Below are 17,083 nucleotides of genomic sequence, written 5' to 3'. Positions count from 1 at the left end.
GACGCCAAATCAGCGGTCGGAAAGCGCAAAGCCCGCTGTCCGTAGCTGCGCAATAAGTACGCTCACGGGTTCAGTAGCGGCCGCATAGCGCAACCGGGCTCGCCCATAAAACTCACTACGGGCACCTAGGGTTTCACGAAGCCACATTGCAGTTGGGCCGGTGGCGGCCAGCAGGGGCCGGCTACTGGTTTCGGCAGTAGCCGCCAGCCGAGCCGCCAGCACTGGTTCTGGCACATCGAGCCACACGGTGAAGCCATTGGTGTTCAGTACCGTAAGGTTGTCGTGAAAGCACGGCGTGCCGCCGCCGGTAGCCAGCACCAGCGGCCCCGGCCGGGCCACCACGGTGCGCAGAACCTCGGCTTCAAGCCGGCGAAAATGTGCTTCGCCGTACTGCTGGAAGATGGCCGGAATGGGCTGCCCGGCCTGGGCCACTATCGCAGCATCCAGGTCCAGAAACGGTAGGCCAAAATGCACCGCCAGGGTTCGGCCCAGCGTCGTTTTACCCGAACCCGGCATGCCGATAAGGTAGAGCTTTGTTCCGCTTGCCTCGTTGTTCATGTTAATTGAGCTTCACCCGCGGGTCGAGCACGGCGTAGAGGACATCGACGGCAATGTTTATCACCACAAAAAGAGCCGCTACAAACAGTGTAGCGCCCATCACGACCGGAAAATCCAGGTTTTCGACGGCCCGCAGCGTCACGGTGCCCAGGCCTTTCCAGTTGAAGATGTATTCGATAAAAAATGCCCCGGCCATGAGCGAGGCCAGCCAGCCCGATACGGCCGTCACCACCGGGTTGAGGGCATTGCGCAGGGCGTGGTGCAGCACGGTGGCGGTTTGGCTGAGGCCCTTGGCGCGGGCCGTGCGGATGTAGTCCTGGCTCAGCACATCGAGCATGCTGGAGCGGGTGAGCTGCGTGATGATGGCCAGCGGCCGGATGCCCAGCGCCACGGCTGGCAGCAGCAAATTGCGCAGCACCAGGTGCCGCTCGCCGCTGAACGGGTCCGTTTCGTAGAGCTGCCCGGTGAGGCTCAGGCCAGTCCAATGGCTCCAATAAAAGCCGAAGGTGACGGCGATGAGGATGGCCGCCACGAACGAGGGCACCGAAATGCCCAGCACCGAAGTGGTGACCAACGCTCTATCCAGCCACGACTGCGGCCGTAGCGCCGCTGCTACCCCAAAGGCAATGCCGCCCACGCTGGCAATAAGCATGGCGGCCAGCGCCAGCCACAGCGTACCCGGAAAATAGTCCAATAGAATGCGCAGCACGTCCTTATTGCTCTGGAAGGAGCGACGCAGGTAGGGCTTTTTCAGTACCAGCGCGCGGGAGCCCAGCGGCAGCAGCGTTACGCCGCCGTAGCGGGCCTGGCCGGCCGAGTCGCGCGGGTGCAGGCCCAGCGGTGATACATCGTTGAGGTAGCCAACCAGGCGGGTGGGCAGCGGCTGGTCGAGGCCCAGGTCGGCGGTGATGGCGGCTTTGGTGGCCACATCGGAGCGTTGGCCGGCCAGCAGGGCGGCGGGGTCGCCGGGCAGCACATTAAACAGCAAAAACACCGTGCACGCCACGCCCGCCAGCACAAGCAGGCCCTGGGCAAGGCGGCGGAGAATGAAAGGAAGCATTCGGCGGATGGGCTACAGCGCTTTTTCCACCTCGAACAGCTCCGGGATGTCGTGGTAGTGGTACTTGGCGCGCACCACGCCATCCTGCAACACCATCAGGCCGGGGTTCGAGCGAACTATGGATTTGAGCACGGTCGCGTCGGCAAAGTAGTAGGGCGTGGCGATGTTCATCTCGTGGCGGAAAGTGTCGAACTTGCCTGGGCTCGTGCTGGTGATGGTGATGGCGGTGATGTTCTTGCGCGACTTGCCCACCGAATTGAGCAGCTTATTAATTTCCGCGAATCGGTCGCGGTCCGTTTTGTTCGTGTTCTGCACGATGAGCACGAGCTTATTGCCCTTGAGGAGCTCCTGGGTGTAGGAGTTGCCATTCTCGTCGCTCACCCCAAAGTCGGTGATAACCGGCGTCGACTCCTTGGAGTTGAGCGTTTGCATCGATTTGTATTTCCAGGTAGTATCCGTCGGAAACTCGTTGAAGACCTTGGTTTCGCCGTTGTGCTCAAACGTGTAGTTGTAGCGGGCCGGCTCCGCTGGCTTCATCAGCTGGCCAATGTTGTTGCCGACTTTGTAGGGCAGAAAGTCAAAATATGGCAGGTGGCCCAGCGCCCGCACCCCAATGCCAATGGCAATGGCGGTTACAAACGTCATGGTCATGATGCCGGTCGTGCCTTGCACAAAAGAATGGCGCAAAAACCGCTGGTTGGAAAACACAACGAACCAGAGCAGCAGCAAAAACAGGTCCTTGGCAAACGACGTCCAGGGCGTGAGCTTGACGAAATCGCCGAAGCAGCCGCAGTCCGTCACCTTGTTAAGAGCCGCCGAATAAAACGTGAGGAAGGTGAAAAATACCAGCAGCGCCAGCAGTACCCACAGGGTTTGGCGCAGGTACCAGCGCAGTAGCAGCGCCGCCCCCAGAATTACTTCCAGCGAGCTGAGCAGGATGGAGAGCAGCCGTGAGCTGCCGCCCAGCGAGCGAAACAGCCCATCGAGCGCCGGCAGATCGACGGCAAATACGTCGAAGTATTCTTCCAGCTTCAGGGCCGTGCCCACCGGGTCGTTCAGCTTGATGAGGCCGGAAAAGATAAACAAGGCCCCCAGCAGGAACCACGCCACGCGGGTAGTGGAGCGAAGCAGGGACGGAGCCGGAGTGGCGGCGGCGGAAAGTGGTGCGGACATAAGAACAAAGTAAGCCGGTGGCAAACGGCTGGGCAATGGATTTAGTTTGCGGGGAGCCCCTTTAGAGCGGATGCGAAAAGAGACAAGGTCGTTATGCTGAGCGTAGTCGAAGTATCTCTACTGCTTCGTTGAATCGCAAAGGTTAGTTACGCAGTGGAGATGCTTCAACAAGCTCAGCATGACGTTGATTTTCACCCGCTCAATTACCCCTCGCCGCGCAAAATCAGGGCAAATACGGCGTAGTTCAGCATGTCGCGGTAGCTGCCTTCCACGCTTTCGCTCACCAGGGCGGCCCCGCCAATATCTTCGAGCTGCTTCACGCGGTGCAGCTTCATGAGAATAAGGTCGGTGATGCTGGCCACGCGCATTTGCCGCCAGGCTTCGCCGTAGTCGTGGTTTTTGGCCAGGAGCAGGCGGCGGTTTTCGGCCGCTTCCTGGTCGTAGGCATCGGCCACGGCGGCGGCGGGCATGTCCAGCGGGGTGGCGGCGGGCAGGTGCAGCTGCATCAGGGCAATGAGGCAGTAGTTGATGATGGCCACGAATTCCTCGTTCACGTCATCGGCCACCAGCTGCACGCCGGTTTCCTGAATGGTCCGAATGCGGTTGGCTTTGATAAAAATCTGGTCCGTGACCGAAGGCAGGCGCAGAATACGCCACGCCGTACCGTAGTCGTGGGTTTTGGCCAGAAACAGGGTGCGGCAGCGGGCCAGCAGCAAGTCGTAGTGTTCGGGGGTAGTCAATGGGGGAGCGACGACTTAATATTGTCATCCTGAGCGGAGCGAAGGACCTTATCACGTCCGCGCCGCTTGGTTAATAATTACAGAGACGTGGAGCGATGATAAGGTGCTTCGTGCCTCAGCATGACAAAGTAAACCGATGGGTACTCAGAATTACGTTGGCCACCCCGTAGCACCGTCGCTGCTCAGCCCCCACGGGCGGCTGCTCAGCCTGCACCAGCCGCAGGTGATGGGCATCCTCAACCTCACGCCCGACTCCTTTTTTGCCGCCAGCCGCGTGGCTTCGGAAAAAGACCTGCTGACCCGTGCCGAAGCCATGCTGCAAGCCGGAGCCGCCGTGCTCGACCTGGGGGCCTACAGCACCCGCCCCGGCGCCGAGGATATTTCCGAAGCCGAAGAAACCCAGCGCCTGCTGCCCGCCGTGGCCGCCCTGCGGAAAGAATTTCCCCAAGCCTTTCTCTCTGCCGATACCTTCCGGGCCAACGTGGCCGCCGCCGCCGTAGCCGCCGGGGCCGACATGGTGAACGACGTGGGCGGCGGCACCCTGGACGAGGCCATGGTTGCCACCGTGGGCCGCCTGCGGGTGCCTTACGTGCTGATGCACCTGCGCGGCACGCCCCAAACCATGGCCCAGCTCATCCACTACGAAGACGACCTGGTGCTAACCCTGCTGCGGTACTTCCGCGACGGCCTCGTGGCCCTGCGCCAGGCCGGAGCCGTGGACGTGGTGCTCGACCCCGGTTTCGGCTTCGCTAAAACCGCCGCCCAAAGCCACGAGCTGCTGCGCCGCCTGCCCGAGCTGCAGGCGCTGGGCCTGCCCGTGCTGGCTGGCCTCTCGCGCAAGCGCATGGTGTACGGCCCCCTGGGCCTCGCGCCCGAGGCCGCGCTCAACGGCACCACCGCCCTGCACGTGGTGGCCCTGCAGGGCGGGGCCCACCTGCTGCGGGTGCACGACGTGGCCGAAGCGCGCCAAACCATACAATTATTTGCCAACACGTTTCCGATAGCGCAATAAAGGCCGTAATTTGAAGGGCGTTTGTCATCCTGAGCAGAGCGAAGAACCTTATCACGTCTGGGCCCGTCGGATTACTGCAACTTGTTCAGTAGCGATAAGGTCCTTTGCTCTGCTCAGGATGACAAACACTTGCTTTTCTCACCACCCATTCAATGTCCGGCCCCTTTCCCATCAATTTCCTGCAGTTCGGCTGGATTGACGCGGCCGACATATTGCTGGTGACGGTGCTGCTCTACCAACTCTACAAGCTGCTTCGCGGCTCGGTGGCGCTCAATGTGGCGCTGGGCTTGGTGTCGTTCTACCTGTTGTATTTGGTGGTGAAAGCTACCGGCATGGAGCTGCTGACCAAGATTCTGGGGCAGTTTATGAGCGTAGGGGTACTGGCCAGCATCATCTTGTTTCAGCAGGAAATCCGGCGCTTTTTGCTGAGCGTGGGCAAGGCCACGGCCCTGGAGCGGGTGCGTGGTTGGGGCTGGGGCCGCCCCGCCGAGGCCGAGCCCCTGGCCGTGGGGCCGTTTGTGGAAGCCGCCAAAAGCCTCTCAAATAAACTCACGGGGGCCCTCATCTGCTTCACGCAGGCTTCCGACCTCTCGGCTTTTGCCGAGTCCGGCGACCGGCTCGATGCCGAAATCAGCAAGCGCCTATTACTGTCTATTTTCAACAAAACCAGTCCCCTGCACGACGGGGCCGTGATTGTGGCCGGTGGCCGCATCAAAGCTGCCCGCTGCATTCTGCCGGTGAGCGAGAACTCCGACGTGCCCGCCTCGTTGGGCCTGCGCCACCGCGCCGCCATCGGCCTGAGTGAAATCACCGACGCCGTGGTGCTGGTGGTGAGCGAAGAAACCGGGGCCATGAGTCTGGTGCGCCACGGCGAAGTACACCGCGACCTGGCCACCGGCGAGCTCCGGGCCTTGCTGAACGAGTGGCTGCTGGCCAGCGCAGGCAGCCGGCCAACGGCGTTCAAATCGGAAGCTGCGGCCTGAAGCTGACCGGAGCTGTGCGCTTATAACCAAGCAACAACCCGCAAAAGAGGCTTCTCACCAAATGGTGAGAAGCCTCTTTGTGAAGTACTAATTGGGATTAGTTATTTCGGTGTGCTGCTCAAGCGCCTTCGACTACTTTAGCACCGCCAGCTCGTGGCCTACTTTGATGAAGGCTGCGATGGCCGTGTCCAGGTGCGCGCGGGTGTGGCCGGCGCTGAGCTGCACCCGGATGCGGGCCTTGCCCTGCGGCACCACGGGGTAGTAGAAGCCCACCACGTAAATGCCCTCCTGGAGCATGCGGGCCGCGAATTCCTGCGCCAGCTTGGCATCGTAGAGCATGACGGGCACGATGGGGTGCTCGCCGGCCGGAATGTCGAAGCCGGCGGCCGTCATCTGCTCGCGGAAGTACTTGGTGTTTTCTTCCAGCTGGTCGCGCAGCTCGGTGCTTTCGGTGAGTAGCTCCAGCACGCGGAGGGAGGCCCCCACGATGGCGGGCGCCAGGGTGTTCGAGAACAAGTAGGGGCGGCTGCGCTGGCGCAGCATGTCCACTATTTCCTTGCGGCCCGAGGTGAAGCCGCCCATGGCCCCGCCCAGCGCCTTGCCCAGCGTGCCGGTGATGATGTCGACGCGGCCCATCACACCGCGCATTTCGTGGGTGCCGCGGCCGGTTTTGCCCAGGAAGCCGCTGCTGTGGCACTCGTCTACCATCACCAAGGCTTGGTATTTATCGGCTAGGTCACAGATTTTGTCGAGTTGCGCGATGGTGCCGTCCATGCTAAATGAGCCGTCCGTGACGATGATGCGGTGGCGCGAACCCTTGGCCTGAGCGTCTTGGAGCTGCTTTTCCAGGTCGGCCATGTCGTTGTGGACGTAGCGGTAGCGCTGGGCCTTGCACAGGCGCACGCCGTCGATGATGCTGGCGTGGTTCAGGGCATCCGAAATAATGGCGTCCTGCTCGTTGAACAGCGGCTCGAACACGCCGCCGTTGGCGTCGAAAGCCGCCGCGTACAGAATGGTGTCCTCGGTGCCCAGAAACTCGGCTAGCTTGGCTTCCAATTCCTTGTGAATGTCCTGCGTGCCGCAGATGAAGCGCACCGAGCTCAGGCCGTAGCCGTGCGAATCGATAGCAGCCTTGGCAGCCTTGATGACTTCGGGATGGGAGCTCAGGCCCAGGTAGTTGTTGGCGCAGAAGTTCAGCACTTCGCCAGCTTCGTCGGTTTCGATTTCGGCCCCCTGGGGCGAGGTGATGATGCGCTCCTTCTTGAAAAGGCCGGCGTCTTTGATTTCCTGAAGCTGCTGGGTGAGGTCGGGCTGGAGGGTGGCGTACATCTTTTGAATTAAAAATTAAAAATGAAGAATTAAAAATCGAATCCTGAGGAAGAACAAAATCAACAATGAAGAGGCGCTTTGATGTCCATTTTTAATTCCTCATTTTTAATTTTTAATCCGCAAAAATGCCTGTACGCCCTGGCGGCCGCTGTCCATCAACTGCTGTTTCTGGGCATCGGAAATGCGCTTGATTTTGGGGCTGAAACCCAGGAAATTGATGCTGATGGTGCGCTGCCAGTCGGCGGGCCGCACGGGATTCAGATTTTCGAGGGCCACGGTGTAGAGCGCGCCCATGTAGGTGTTGAAATCGGTGATGTCGTAGGGGGCAAGCTGCTGGCGGCCGGCGGGGGCGTTGTCCAGCGGAATCTGCTCGGCGCGATCGAGGCGCAGGCCTAGGGTTTCGGGGTTGAAGACGTGGCCGCGGGCATCAGGCGGGCCGGCAAGGCCAGTCAGGTAGCGGGAATAGTCAAACAAATCGACGGGGTAGTTGGCCAGCAGGCCGCCATCGACGAGGACCTGCACGGGCTGGCCGGGGGCGGGATTGCCAGTCAGCACGTTGTTCCGGGCGTCGAGCAGCACCGCCCGGAAATACAGTGGAATGCTCATGCTGATGCGCACGGCATCTGCCACGCGCATGGTAGGCGTGGTTTCGTGGCTGAACACCTGTACGCGCTGGGTGGTGAGGTTGGTGCCGGTGGTGTAGAGGTCGCGGTACTGGCCGGGGTGCTTTTGGGCTAAGTCGTGCAATTGGCTTAGGGTGAGGTTGGGCTGCTGGGTCTTGCGGGCCACCAACTCGCTGAGGTAGGTGCTGAACTCATCGCCACGGTACCAGCCGTATTCCTTCACCAGCCGGTGGGTACCCCCGAAAAAAATGAATCGGCCGTCGTTCAACCGTTGGATGGGCGTGGCATTCACCACGTCAATTATTTCCTGGGCCGAGTAACCTACCGCCAGCAGCGCCGCCTGAATGGCCCCAGCCGAGGTGCCGCCCACCCGCTCGATGCCGCGCAGTAAGCCTTGTTGCTCCAGCTCCAGCAGGGCCCCACCGTAGGCAATGCCGCGAATGCCCCCGCCCTCCATCACCAGGTTGCGGTAGGTGGGGCGCGGGGTGGTAGGTTGGGCGCGGCTCACGGTCCCGCTCAGTAATGCAAACAGGCCCAAACACAGGAAAAACCGTGGGGTATTCATCGGGGCAAAGATACCGCTAGGCGAGCCAGCGGTGGCAGTGCGCACTGCGCCTACTACCGGCCCCGGACCAGGCCTGCTCCGAACTCGCGCAGCAGCAGCCGGAGTTCCGGGGTGGGGCGCGACGTCAGGCCAGGTGCTGCTGCCAGCGGCATAAATCCGATGACTTTCTCAAGTACGTTCTTGTCGGTGGTTGCGTAGGCCATGCACCAGTCGGGAAAAGCTCGTTCCGCCACGAGGCCGTAAGCTAGTGTACGCACATTGAAGTGGCGCGGGTCGTCTTGAATGCGGGCTTACAGGTCACTAAGGGCGGGTTCGGGGCCTTCGAGCACCTGTAGGAATTGGCCGTTGGCATAGAGGAGCAAGCCGCTAATATTGGCTTGCTGGTTGTAGTGGCGGGCCTTGCGCAGCAGCGGGAACAGTGTCACTTCGTGTACTGCCCGCGAAGCATTACTGCAGTAAATCAGGCAATAAAGAAGATGTAAATCTGGCATGCGGACTATTCTGCTAGCAGGGTCTCACAAAAACTAATGAGGGTAAGTACGGGGCTTCCGCCGTTCCGGCTACGGCAGCCCCGGTATCTTTGCCCCATTCCCACCGTCCCAACTATTTCCCGACCTGCGCATGGCCCTCCCTTCCGGCGAACCTGAAACCTCTGTTTTACCCGGCTCCGTGCTGGTTATTGGTGCCTGCGGCCAGCTCGGCCTGGAACTGGTAGCGGCCCTGCGCCAACGCTACGAGCCCCACCTGGTGGTAGCCGCCGATGTGCGGCCGCCCAAAAACCCCGACCTGCTGGCCGGCGGCCCTTTCGAGCTGCTCGACGTGCTTGACCGCTCGCGCCTCGACAAGCTCATCCGCCAGTACCGGCCCAAACAGATTTATCACCTCGCCGCCCTGCTCTCGGCTACGGCGGAGAAAAACCCGCTTTTCGGCTGGCAGCTGAACATGGACGGCCTGCTCATCGTGCTCGAAGCCGCCGTGGCCCACGGCGTGGCCCAGGTGTACTGGCCCAGCTCCATTGCCGTGTTCGGGCCGGATACCCCGCGCGACCACACGCCGCAGGTTACCATCATGAACCCCAACACGGTGTATGGCATCAGCAAGCTGGCCGGCGAGCAGTGGTGCGAGTGGTACCACCGCAAGCACGGCCTCGATGTGCGCAGCCTGCGCTACCCCGGCCTCATCGGCTACAAGAGCCTGCCCGGCGGCGGCACCACCGACTACGCCGTGGATATTTACCACAAGGCCGTGGCCGGCGAAAACTACGAGTGCTTCCTGAGCGAGGACACCCACCTGCCGATGATGTACATGCCCGACGCGCTAAAGGCAACGTTGGATTTGATGCACGCCCCGGCCGAGCAAATCAAGGTGCGTACCTCGTATAATTTGGGGGCCATGAGCTTCTCGCCGGCTGAAAGCGCCGCCAGTATCCAGCGCCACCTGCCCGACTTCCAGGTAACCTACAAGCCCGATGGCCGCCAGCAAATCGCTGACTCCTGGCCCGCCAGCATCGACGACGCGAAGGCCCGGCAGGACTGGGGCTGGCAGCCCGATTTCGACCTCGACAAAATGACGGCTGATATGCTCCTGCACTTGAAGGAGATGCAGCTGGCGTAGCCGATTCGCGCTTCGTAGAAAAACCTCCCGGCCACACCGGGAGGTTTTTTTGTGGTCCTTGCGTTACCGCCAGCCGCTTACAGCTTCACGCCAAGGCCCGGCTGGAATTCACTGGTACGGTATCCCCGGCGCTCTACCACGACGCAATCCTCACGCCGGGCAATGGCGTTGGCGTTGGGAATCGTGGTGTTGTAGGGCATAAAGGAGGCGCGGGCCGAAAGCAACCGCCGACCTGCCGCGTAGCACAGTTCGGGCTGCACATAGGAGTAGCCGAAGCCGTTTCTCGATACGTTCAGCATCTGGCCCAGCGCCACGCAGGGGTGTGGCTCGTCGGCCGCGGCCAAGCCTAATTTTGACGGTGATGGCAGCCTGGTTTTCTCCCGGTTATTTGAAGCAGACGAATCACTCCGGCCGCTGCTCATGAGGGCAATGGAGGTGGTGGCAACGAGGGTTTCCGCTGCTGGCCGGCCTCATTCTGCTGCCCGCTGCCCCGCTCCGCGCAAGCCCCTTCCGCCCCGCCCGACAGCCTGCTGCGCGCCCTCCAAACGGCTGCCACCGATACCACCCGCGCTAAAACGGCCCTGCGCCTTTCGGTCGCGCAGCCGCGTGCCCTTGCGCAGCTCCAGCGTGCCCCAGGCAAAAGTGAGGCCGGCGTAGCCGCGAAACTGACGTGTGGTATCAGGCTGGGCCGCCTGGCTGAGGGCGGCGGGCCGCAGCAAAGCCGCGTAAAGGGCAAGGGCGGAGAGCATGGGCTGATTTTAGGTAGGAAAGCGGCCCCGCCGGAAACCACCCGGAAACCAGTCAATAATCGGCTATACAACTACTGAACTGGCTTCGAATAAGTCCTTTCAGGCAAAAAATACTGGTTTCCCGGTAGGCACCCTGCGGGCAGGCGACCGGGATGCCTACACCTTCTGCCGGGCGGCCCCGGCCTCGGTAATGCGGTTGCCACCGGGGCGCTGGGGCACATTGAACAGCATTGAGGTAGCCCACGGGCCCGCGAAGGCGACCACGGTGAGCACGGTCAGGGCCACATCGGCGGCTTCGCTTTCGAGGGCCTCGCTGACGGGGTGGCCGGGCAGGTAATGGCCCACTAATGACAGCATCAGTTTGAGGCCCAGCATGCCAATGACCACGAAGGCGGCGGTTTCCAGGAACGGGTACCGGCCCATGAGCAGCACAAAGGCCTGCGCCACCAGCCGCATGGCCAGGATGCCGATGAACACGCCCACGCAAATCAGAATCAGGTTGTCGGTAAAAGCCACGACGGCAAACACGTTGTCGATGGAAAAGGCCAGGTCCATCAGCTCAATGAGCGCCACGGTGGCCCAGAACTTGCCGAACAGCCCCAGGGTGTGGCGGTAGAACCAGCTTTTTTGCTTGTCCACCATGTCGTCGTGCGCGGGGCGGGCCTTGAAATGGTCGTACACCAGATACAAAAGGTACAGGCCGCCCAGCGGCTTCAGAAACCAGAACTGGATGAGAAACGAGGCAAAGATGATGCACAGTCCCCGGAAAATATACGCCCCGAAGATGCCGTAGCGCAACGCTTTCTTGCGCTGGTCCTTGGGCAGGTCGCCCACCATGGTGGCCAGCACGGCGGCGTTGTCCACCGAGAGTAAGCTTTCGATGATGACCAGATTGCCCACGATGGCCAGCGAGGCCAACGGGTTTTGGATAATTTGCTCGACGTATTGATTCACGGAGGAGGGGCTAGGGTAGTAGGGTAACAGTGCCTACTGCGGAAAGATGCGACCCCAAAGAACGTTATGCTTCGTCTGGCATCCGAACCGGTTGTCAGATGAAATACGGCTATTCTTTTGCTCGACTAACCGGCAGTAGCCCGGCCATTTCCTCCAGAATGGCCGTCCAGTTCTCCAGGTACAGCATGTGGCCCTGGGCCAGCAGCAGCCGCACCGGCGCCCCGCCCAGCCGCTCGGCCAGGTAGGGAATATTGCTGGGAGCCCACACGCCATCGGCTTGGCCATGCCAGAGGCGCATGGGCGCCTGCACCTCCTCGATGCGAAAGCCCGGCGGGCGGCACCAGGCCTGCGCGTCGTCGAACACGCCCCGGCCGTGGTGGGCGAAGCCGGCTACCGCCGCATCGCGCAGCAGCGCCCGCCAGCGGCGGGTCACAATTTTTTCGGCCGGAAACATGAGGTGGATAAACCAGGCTATGGTGCGGTCGGGGTGGCGGGCCCACTGCCGGCTGAGCCACAGAAAGGTGGTCCTGTTCAGCCACGAAAAGCTGAGCTGGCCCCAGCGCAGGGCCTTCCACAGGGGCGAAAGGTGGTGGTAGGCGGCCCGCTCGCCCAGCGGCAGGCAGGTGCTGAGCAACTGTCCGGCCGCCACCCGCGCCGGGTGCCGTGCCGCCAGCGCCAGGGCATGCACTCCGCCCACCGACCAGCCCATCACGCCCACCGGCTCCCGAATTTCCAGCGCGTCGAGCATGGCCACCACGTCGTCGGCAAACGAAGGAAACGTGAGCGCCCGGTACACGCTCGACTGTCCCACGCCGGGCCGGTCGGGAGCCAGAATCTGGAGCTGCAGGCGGACCAGCAGGGCCGCATCGCCGGGCAGCTCCCGGCCCGAGGAGCCAAAGCCGTGGTGAAACACCACCGCCCGGTGCGCGGGGTTGCCGTAGCGCGTGAGGCCCAGCTGGCGGCCGTCGGGCAAAGCAATGGCGAGCGGCGTGGGGCTGCCGGCGGCGGGGTGGGGCATGGCCGGGATACGGTGGGGGAAGATGGGGGTTATTGTATCACCAGCTGGCCGGTGGCACTACCGCAGCGCACCAAATAGAGGCCGGGGGTGAGGCCCTGCCCATTGAGCACGGCGGCGGTGGCGCCGCCTGCCCGCACGGCTTGGTTCCATTGGCCGGCACTGCTCAGGCGCGCCACAAAAATATCAGCCTGACTGCTCACAATTATTTAGATTACTGATGTTACGCGGTGAATTGGCTGGTTGCCTGGAAACGGCCTTTTCTGAAGTAGCAAAAGCCGCTTTCCAGCAACTGGAGTAACTCGCCGCGTAACAGCAGTTAGACTACACGGCCCAAAGGTGACCTGGCCGCCGCTGAAGCTGCCCGCCACCACCACATCGCCGTTGGCGTTGAGGGCCAGGGTGCTGCCCTGAAAGTCGTAGCAATTACGGCTCCTCACCTCCACGGCCTGCGTCCACTGCCCCGCCGCATTCAGGCGGGCCACCACTATGTTACCATCGCCCGCGCCGCTGAGGGTAAAGGTTCTCACACTTGAATCGTTGTTCTTTTAAAGGGATACTCAGCATCCGGTAAGCCATTACGCCGTAAGGGTACCCGTGCCTAGTAGAGTTTATTATGCTCCATAATGATATGATAGTCAACTCCACCCCCGCCGGCTGGCAAATCATCTACCAGCAAGCCCACGCCCTGCTGGCCGCGCAGCTCGCCTGGCACTGGGCCCCCACGCTGCCGCCCGACCGCTGGGTGGGCCTGCTGGCCGCCATCGCGCAGCACGACGATGAGCAGACCGATTGGCACGGGCGCGGCAGCCACCATGGCCTCACCGCCGCCGGGGCCCCAGCCAGCTTCACCCAAAAGGAGTTTTCGATGGAGCAGGCCACCCGGGTGCTGGCCGCCGCCCGTTTCCAGGGGCGCTGGCGCAGCCTGCTCACCAGCCTGCACCTGAGCTACCTCCACGAAGGCCTGCGCGGGCAAAAAAAGGACATCGACGCTTTCCTGGATGAGTTGGTGGCCGGCCAAAAAAAGGGACGAAAGGAACTGGAGCTTACCAAAAAACAGGCCGACGAGGCCTACGCGCTGCTGCAATGGTGCGACCGGCTCTCGCTCATTCTGTGCCGGCACGAAATCCCGGAAATGGGCCGCGCCGTGGAAATCGCGCGTGGGCCCGATGGCACCATCCACACCCTGGCCCAGCCCGTAGCCGGCGGGCCGGTCAGCATTCAGCCTTGGCCTTTTCGCGATGCGGAGCTGGTGGTGAGCGTGGAAGCCAGCGTGCTCACGCGGCTCCAGTTCAAGGACGATGCTGGGCTAGCGGCTGCCCTGTGCGCCGCGCCCATCGAGGTGCTGTGCTGGATTTCACACCGCGTTTAGCGCACTGCTCACTTGAGCGGGGCCCCCAGCTTGGCTACGGGTACGGCACTGGTCATCACGCCCGCGGGCAGGGTTTGGGCCGTGGCAATGTCGTCGAGGTGGGTGGGCTTGGTGGCTTCGTCGCGGTTGGCGGCCAGCAGGAGCTGGCCCTGGCGGATGTAGTTGCTCCAGGTGCGGCGGAAGGCGGGTTGGGCATCGGCGGCTTTGGGGAAGAACGCCCACTCCTCAACGAGACCGGTGGTGGGGCTCACCAGCACTTCGTAGCGGTTTTCGGGCGTAGTGCCCACGTTCTTGAAGGTCATTTGCAGCAGGTCGGCGGGCTGGCCGGCCATGGTTTTGCTGGGGCCTTTGTGGGTGAGCGTCACGCCCGAGTCTTTGAGCTTGAAAGGCATGAGCAGCCACCAGGAATTATTGTTCCAAATGGCGGGCAGTTTCCCCAGCAGCTCCTGGCCGGCGGGCGTGGCCGAAATGTCTTGGCCCCGGCTGTACACCTGGCCCTTTTGGGTGCTAAGGTTGTAGTTGGCCACGAGTGTGTCTTTTTCCCAGTGAAAATCACCGGTTTGCTTGTCCCAAATCTGGTACTGCCCGCCGAAGAAGCTCCAGGCCAGGTAGCGGGTGTCGCGCCAGGCATCGTAGCCGCCCATTTCGCGCATCATGCGGTCGGCAATGGCTATGGCTTTGGGGTCGGAGCCAGCTTGGTCGAAACCCTCGGCGGCGGGGTTGGTGCCGCTGGCAGTGGGCGGCGCTTGCTTTTCGGCGGGCTGGTTGGGGGAGGAGCAGCCCAGCAGCAGGGCACTGGCAACAACGACCGCGCGCAGGCGCAGCAGGGAGGAAATAGAATGCATAACGACACCAAAGAATGAGCCGCAGCCGCCGAGTGCGGCCGGGACGGCCAAGATACGCCCCGTCCCGGGTTAGATTTGAATCCGGGGCATACGGCCGGCGTAGCCGCTGGCTTTCTGCGCATTCAGCCGCTGTGCGGGCCGGGCCTACGGCGGCCCTGCGGCCAGACCACTCGCCAAGTGGGGCCAGGGCCCAACGCCGGCCCAATCCGGCCGTATTAGCAGGCGCAGCACACCGATGTCTCATTACCTGCTACATGACTACTTCTAAGTACAAGCTCGCCGATATTCTGACCGTTCTCAAATCCTCAGCGTCCGAATTCAGTACCAACAACTCGTTTCGCCACGCGGCGGCGCTTTCCTACTACACCATTTTTTCGCTGCCGCCGCTGCTGCTCATTGTCATCACGGTGGCCAGCGCGGTGTACGGCGGCGAAGCCCTCACCGGCCAGATTTACGGGCAGCTGAAGGGGCTCGTCGGGGCTGACTCAGCCAAGTTCCTGCAGGAAAGCATCGCCAAGTTTACCTTGCAGCAGCGCGGCCCCGTCGCCACGGTCATCGGTATCGCCACGCTGATTTTTGCGGCCACCACGTTTTTCGTCACCCTGCAGGAAAGCATCAACGATATCTGGAACCTGAAGGTGAAAACCACGGGCATCGGCATCGGGGACTTCATCAAGCAGCGGTTTCTCTCCTTTGGGCTGATTTTGAGCGTGGCCCTGCTGCTGCTCATCTCCTTTGTGGTGAGCGCCGTGCTCAGCACCTTCACCGGGTGGTTGCAGATGCTGCTGCCCGACGTGGGCGTGCTGGCCATCAAGCTCGTCGATTTTGTGCTGTCGTTGGGCGTCACCACGCTGCTGTTTGCGCTGATTTACCGCTTCCTGCCCGATGCCATCATCCGCTGGCGCGACGTGGGCGTGGGCGCGTTCATCACGGCGCTGCTCTTCGTGGTTGGCAAAATCCTTATTGCCCTTTACATTGCCAAGGCCGACCCGGGCTCGGCGTTCGGGGCGGCGGGCTCGGCCATTGTGCTGCTGCTCTGGGTCAATTATTCCTCGCTCATCATCTTCTTCGGTGCCGAATTCACCCAGGAATTTGCCGATGCCTTCGGCCAGAAGGTACAGCCCAAGGCCCACGCCGTGCGGGTGCGCGTGGAGGAAATCCCCAAGGGCGAATCCGAAGAGGAAATTGCCACCGGCCGGCCCCGCTCCACGGGCCGCTGGAAGGGATAGGGCGGGACGCGTTCTGACTTGAAAAGTCCTTTTTTGTATTCCGTTAGTTGGTGAAAATATCATCACAACTACTTTAATTTCAGTTTATTGTGAATGTGATACGTTTACTATGAGTGGGTGGTAAGTGGTTTGTTAAAGTCTGGAAAGCGAAATTTTTGGGTTGCCACTTTAAGGCGATGCGGTGCCATCTTTGGGGAAACATACCTTTCCCATGAAAAAAATACTATCCTTCTGGTCCTTGCTCTTGGCTTTTGTTCTCACGAACGCCGCGGCCGTAGCTCAAACGGTGCCGCCCGTGCTCAATGCCCCGCCTGTGGCAGCGCCCCCGGCCGTTCCGGCTTTGCCCAACGACAAGACGCCGGGCGAACTACTGGGCCGTCGCTACGACGTCGAGCTGCAGTCCGGTACGTCGTTCTCGGGCGTGTTGCGCGCCGCAAATGCGGAGGAACTGGAATTTGAAACAACGGATTTGGGCGTAGTGAAGGTGCCGCGCGCCAACGTTAAGCGGCTGGCGATGCTGACCGGCAAGCACAACTATTTCGATATTGGCAACGGCAACCGCATCTTCTTTGCTCCGACAGGCCGCGGCCTGCGCCAGGGAGAAGGGTCGTTGCAAGTTGTCAGCCTGTTCTTGGTGGGTGCCAATTACGGTGTCAACCAATACATTTCCGTCGGCGGCTATGTTTCCTTGATTCCAGGCTTCGGCATCAACCAGCTTTTGGTGCTCACCCCTAAAATTACCCTGCCCGTCAGTGAGCGGTTCGGAGTAGGCGCCGGCGTGCTGTACTTACGTATTCCCACCTTCGGGTTCAGCTCCAACCGGCGTCAAAGTTTCGGCGCGGGCATTCTCTATGGCACGGCTACCTACGGTAGCGCCGATAACAACTTCACGGCCGGGCTGGGCTACGGTTTTTTTGAGCAGGAGATTGGCTCTGAGCCGGTGTTTCAGTTCGGGGGCCAGACGCGGGTGTCGCGCCGGCTGTCCTTGCTCAGCGAGAACTACCTGATAAACGAAGCGGGTATGGGGGGGCTCTATGGTGTGAAAATTAATTGGCCCCGCACCAGCTTCGGCGTTGCCGCCGCCTATACGCTCAATTTTTCTGCGGCAAACGACGTGGGCAGCGGCACAGGAATCATTCCCGTGTACTACGATTTCACCTATCGCTTCGGCAAAACGGGCCGGTAGAGCTTTTTTTCGGAACGGCCGCAGACCGTTTGGTGCGAAGAAAACCGGTGGCCGGGCTCGAAAAAATAACTGCTGC

At 61.6% G+C, this 17,083-nt stretch carries 19 protein-coding genes and 1 pseudogene; 6 read left to right on the top strand and 14 right to left on the bottom strand.

Translation table 11 applies throughout. The features are described 5' to 3' along the window. Window positions 1-9: 9 nt before the first annotated feature. The 4 genes from IEW17_RS06550 to IEW17_RS06535 all read right to left on the bottom strand — a co-directional run bounded on the left by IEW17_RS06550 (window position 10) and on the right by IEW17_RS06535 (window position 3,531). Window positions 10-558, bottom strand: coding sequence for a shikimate kinase (locus IEW17_RS06550; RefSeq protein WP_188561237.1), 549 nt, complete (start codon window positions 556-558; stop codon window positions 10-12). Between the two features lies 1 nt (window position 559). Then, a complete protein-coding gene (locus IEW17_RS06545) occupies window positions 560-1,618 on the bottom strand; it encodes an ABC transporter permease (protein WP_188561236.1) in 1,059 nt (352 codons plus the stop codon). 12 nt (window positions 1,619-1,630) lie between these two features. After that, window positions 1,631-2,791 (bottom strand): BT_3928 family protein, encoded by a 1,161-nt coding sequence (locus tag IEW17_RS06540; protein WP_188561235.1) that lies wholly within the window; start codon window positions 2,789-2,791, stop codon window positions 1,631-1,633. A gap of 203 nt (window positions 2,792-2,994) precedes the next feature. After that, window positions 2,995-3,531 (bottom strand): DUF1599 domain-containing protein, encoded by a 537-nt coding sequence (locus tag IEW17_RS06535; protein ID WP_188561234.1) that lies wholly within the window; start codon window positions 3,529-3,531, stop codon window positions 2,995-2,997. 136 nt (window positions 3,532-3,667) lie between these two features. Here IEW17_RS06535 and folP point away from each other — a divergent pair, with 136 nt between their 5' ends. Both folP and cdaA read left to right on the top strand, forming a co-directional pair. Continuing rightward, complete coding sequence (gene folP, locus IEW17_RS06530; RefSeq protein ID WP_188561233.1) at window positions 3,668-4,543, top strand: dihydropteroate synthase; 876 nt, start codon at window positions 3,668-3,670, stop codon at window positions 4,541-4,543. Window positions 4,544-4,695: 152 nt separating this feature from the next. After that, window positions 4,696-5,526, top strand: coding sequence for a diadenylate cyclase CdaA (gene cdaA, locus IEW17_RS06525; protein WP_188561232.1), 831 nt, complete (start codon window positions 4,696-4,698; stop codon window positions 5,524-5,526). A gap of 132 nt (window positions 5,527-5,658) precedes the next feature. Here cdaA and kbl read toward each other — a convergent pair whose 3' ends face one another. From kbl to IEW17_RS21445, 3 genes and pseudogenes are all read right to left on the bottom strand, one after another. Further along, the gene (gene kbl / locus IEW17_RS06520) at window positions 5,659-6,855 is read right to left on the bottom strand and encodes a glycine C-acetyltransferase (RefSeq protein WP_188561231.1); all 1,197 of its coding nucleotides are present in this window, start codon (window positions 6,853-6,855) and stop codon (window positions 5,659-5,661) included. A gap of 105 nt (window positions 6,856-6,960) precedes the next feature. Further along, complete coding sequence (locus IEW17_RS06515) at window positions 6,961-8,043, bottom strand: patatin-like phospholipase family protein (protein ID WP_188561230.1); 1,083 nt, start codon at window positions 8,041-8,043, stop codon at window positions 6,961-6,963. A 53-nt stretch (window positions 8,044-8,096) separates the two neighbouring features. After that, window positions 8,097-8,534, bottom strand: a pseudogene (locus tag IEW17_RS21445) (BLUF domain-containing protein). A 130-nt stretch (window positions 8,535-8,664) separates the two neighbouring features. Between IEW17_RS21445 and IEW17_RS06500 the strand changes: the two are divergent. Beyond that, entirely contained in the window at window positions 8,665-9,657 is a 993-nt protein-coding gene (locus IEW17_RS06500; RefSeq protein ID WP_188561227.1) for an NAD-dependent epimerase/dehydratase family protein, read from the top strand. Window positions 9,658-9,734: 77 nt separating this feature from the next. On the opposite strand, the gene IEW17_RS06495 is transcribed toward IEW17_RS06500, so the two are convergent. From IEW17_RS06495 to IEW17_RS06470, 6 genes are all read right to left on the bottom strand, one after another. Beyond that, window positions 9,735-10,001 (bottom strand): hypothetical protein, encoded by a 267-nt coding sequence (locus IEW17_RS06495; protein WP_188561226.1) that lies wholly within the window; start codon window positions 9,999-10,001, stop codon window positions 9,735-9,737. A gap of 126 nt (window positions 10,002-10,127) precedes the next feature. Then, on the bottom strand, window positions 10,128-10,406 hold the full coding sequence (locus IEW17_RS06490) for a hypothetical protein (RefSeq protein ID WP_188561225.1): 279 nt from the start codon (window positions 10,404-10,406) through the stop codon (window positions 10,128-10,130). Window positions 10,407-10,562: 156 nt separating this feature from the next. Then, window positions 10,563-11,360, bottom strand: a complete 798-nt coding sequence (locus IEW17_RS06485; RefSeq protein WP_188561224.1) for a TerC family protein — start codon at window positions 11,358-11,360, stop codon at window positions 10,563-10,565. A gap of 109 nt (window positions 11,361-11,469) precedes the next feature. Further along, a complete protein-coding gene (locus IEW17_RS06480) occupies window positions 11,470-12,378 on the bottom strand; it encodes an alpha/beta fold hydrolase (RefSeq protein ID WP_188561223.1) in 909 nt (302 codons plus the stop codon). A gap of 29 nt (window positions 12,379-12,407) precedes the next feature. Next, on the bottom strand, window positions 12,408-12,578 hold the full coding sequence (locus IEW17_RS06475; protein ID WP_188561222.1) for a hypothetical protein: 171 nt from the start codon (window positions 12,576-12,578) through the stop codon (window positions 12,408-12,410). Window positions 12,579-12,584: 6 nt separating this feature from the next. Beyond that, window positions 12,585-12,905, bottom strand: coding sequence for a hypothetical protein (locus IEW17_RS06470; protein ID WP_188561221.1), 321 nt, complete (start codon window positions 12,903-12,905; stop codon window positions 12,585-12,587). 101 nt (window positions 12,906-13,006) lie between these two features. On the opposite strand from IEW17_RS06470, the gene IEW17_RS06465 reads away from it, so the two are divergent. After that, window positions 13,007-13,747 carry a DUF3891 family protein gene (locus IEW17_RS06465; protein ID WP_229748840.1) on the top strand — a complete coding sequence of 247 codons (741 nt, stop codon included), beginning with the start codon at window positions 13,007-13,009 and terminating at the stop codon, window positions 13,745-13,747. Between the two features lie 8 nt (window positions 13,748-13,755). On the opposite strand, the gene IEW17_RS06460 is transcribed toward IEW17_RS06465, so the two are convergent. After that, a complete protein-coding gene (locus IEW17_RS06460; RefSeq protein ID WP_188561219.1) occupies window positions 13,756-14,592 on the bottom strand; it encodes a hypothetical protein in 837 nt (278 codons plus the stop codon). 254 nt (window positions 14,593-14,846) lie between these two features. Between IEW17_RS06460 and IEW17_RS06455 the strand changes: the two genes are divergently transcribed. Together IEW17_RS06455 and IEW17_RS06450 are read left to right on the top strand one after the other, a co-directional pair. Continuing rightward, window positions 14,847-15,821, top strand: coding sequence for a YihY/virulence factor BrkB family protein (locus tag IEW17_RS06455; protein WP_188561218.1), 975 nt, complete (start codon window positions 14,847-14,849; stop codon window positions 15,819-15,821). 211 nt (window positions 15,822-16,032) lie between these two features. Beyond that, a complete protein-coding gene (locus IEW17_RS06450) occupies window positions 16,033-17,007 on the top strand; it encodes a hypothetical protein (protein ID WP_188561217.1) in 975 nt (324 codons plus the stop codon). Window positions 17,008-17,083: the final 76 nt, after the last annotated feature.

The organism is Hymenobacter frigidus, assembly GCF_014640435.1.
GTDB lineage: Bacteria > Bacteroidota > Bacteroidia > Cytophagales > Hymenobacteraceae > Hymenobacter > Hymenobacter frigidus.
The sequence above is the reverse complement of the archived record's forward strand: the minus strand, read 5'-3'. Positions and strand labels throughout refer to the sequence as shown.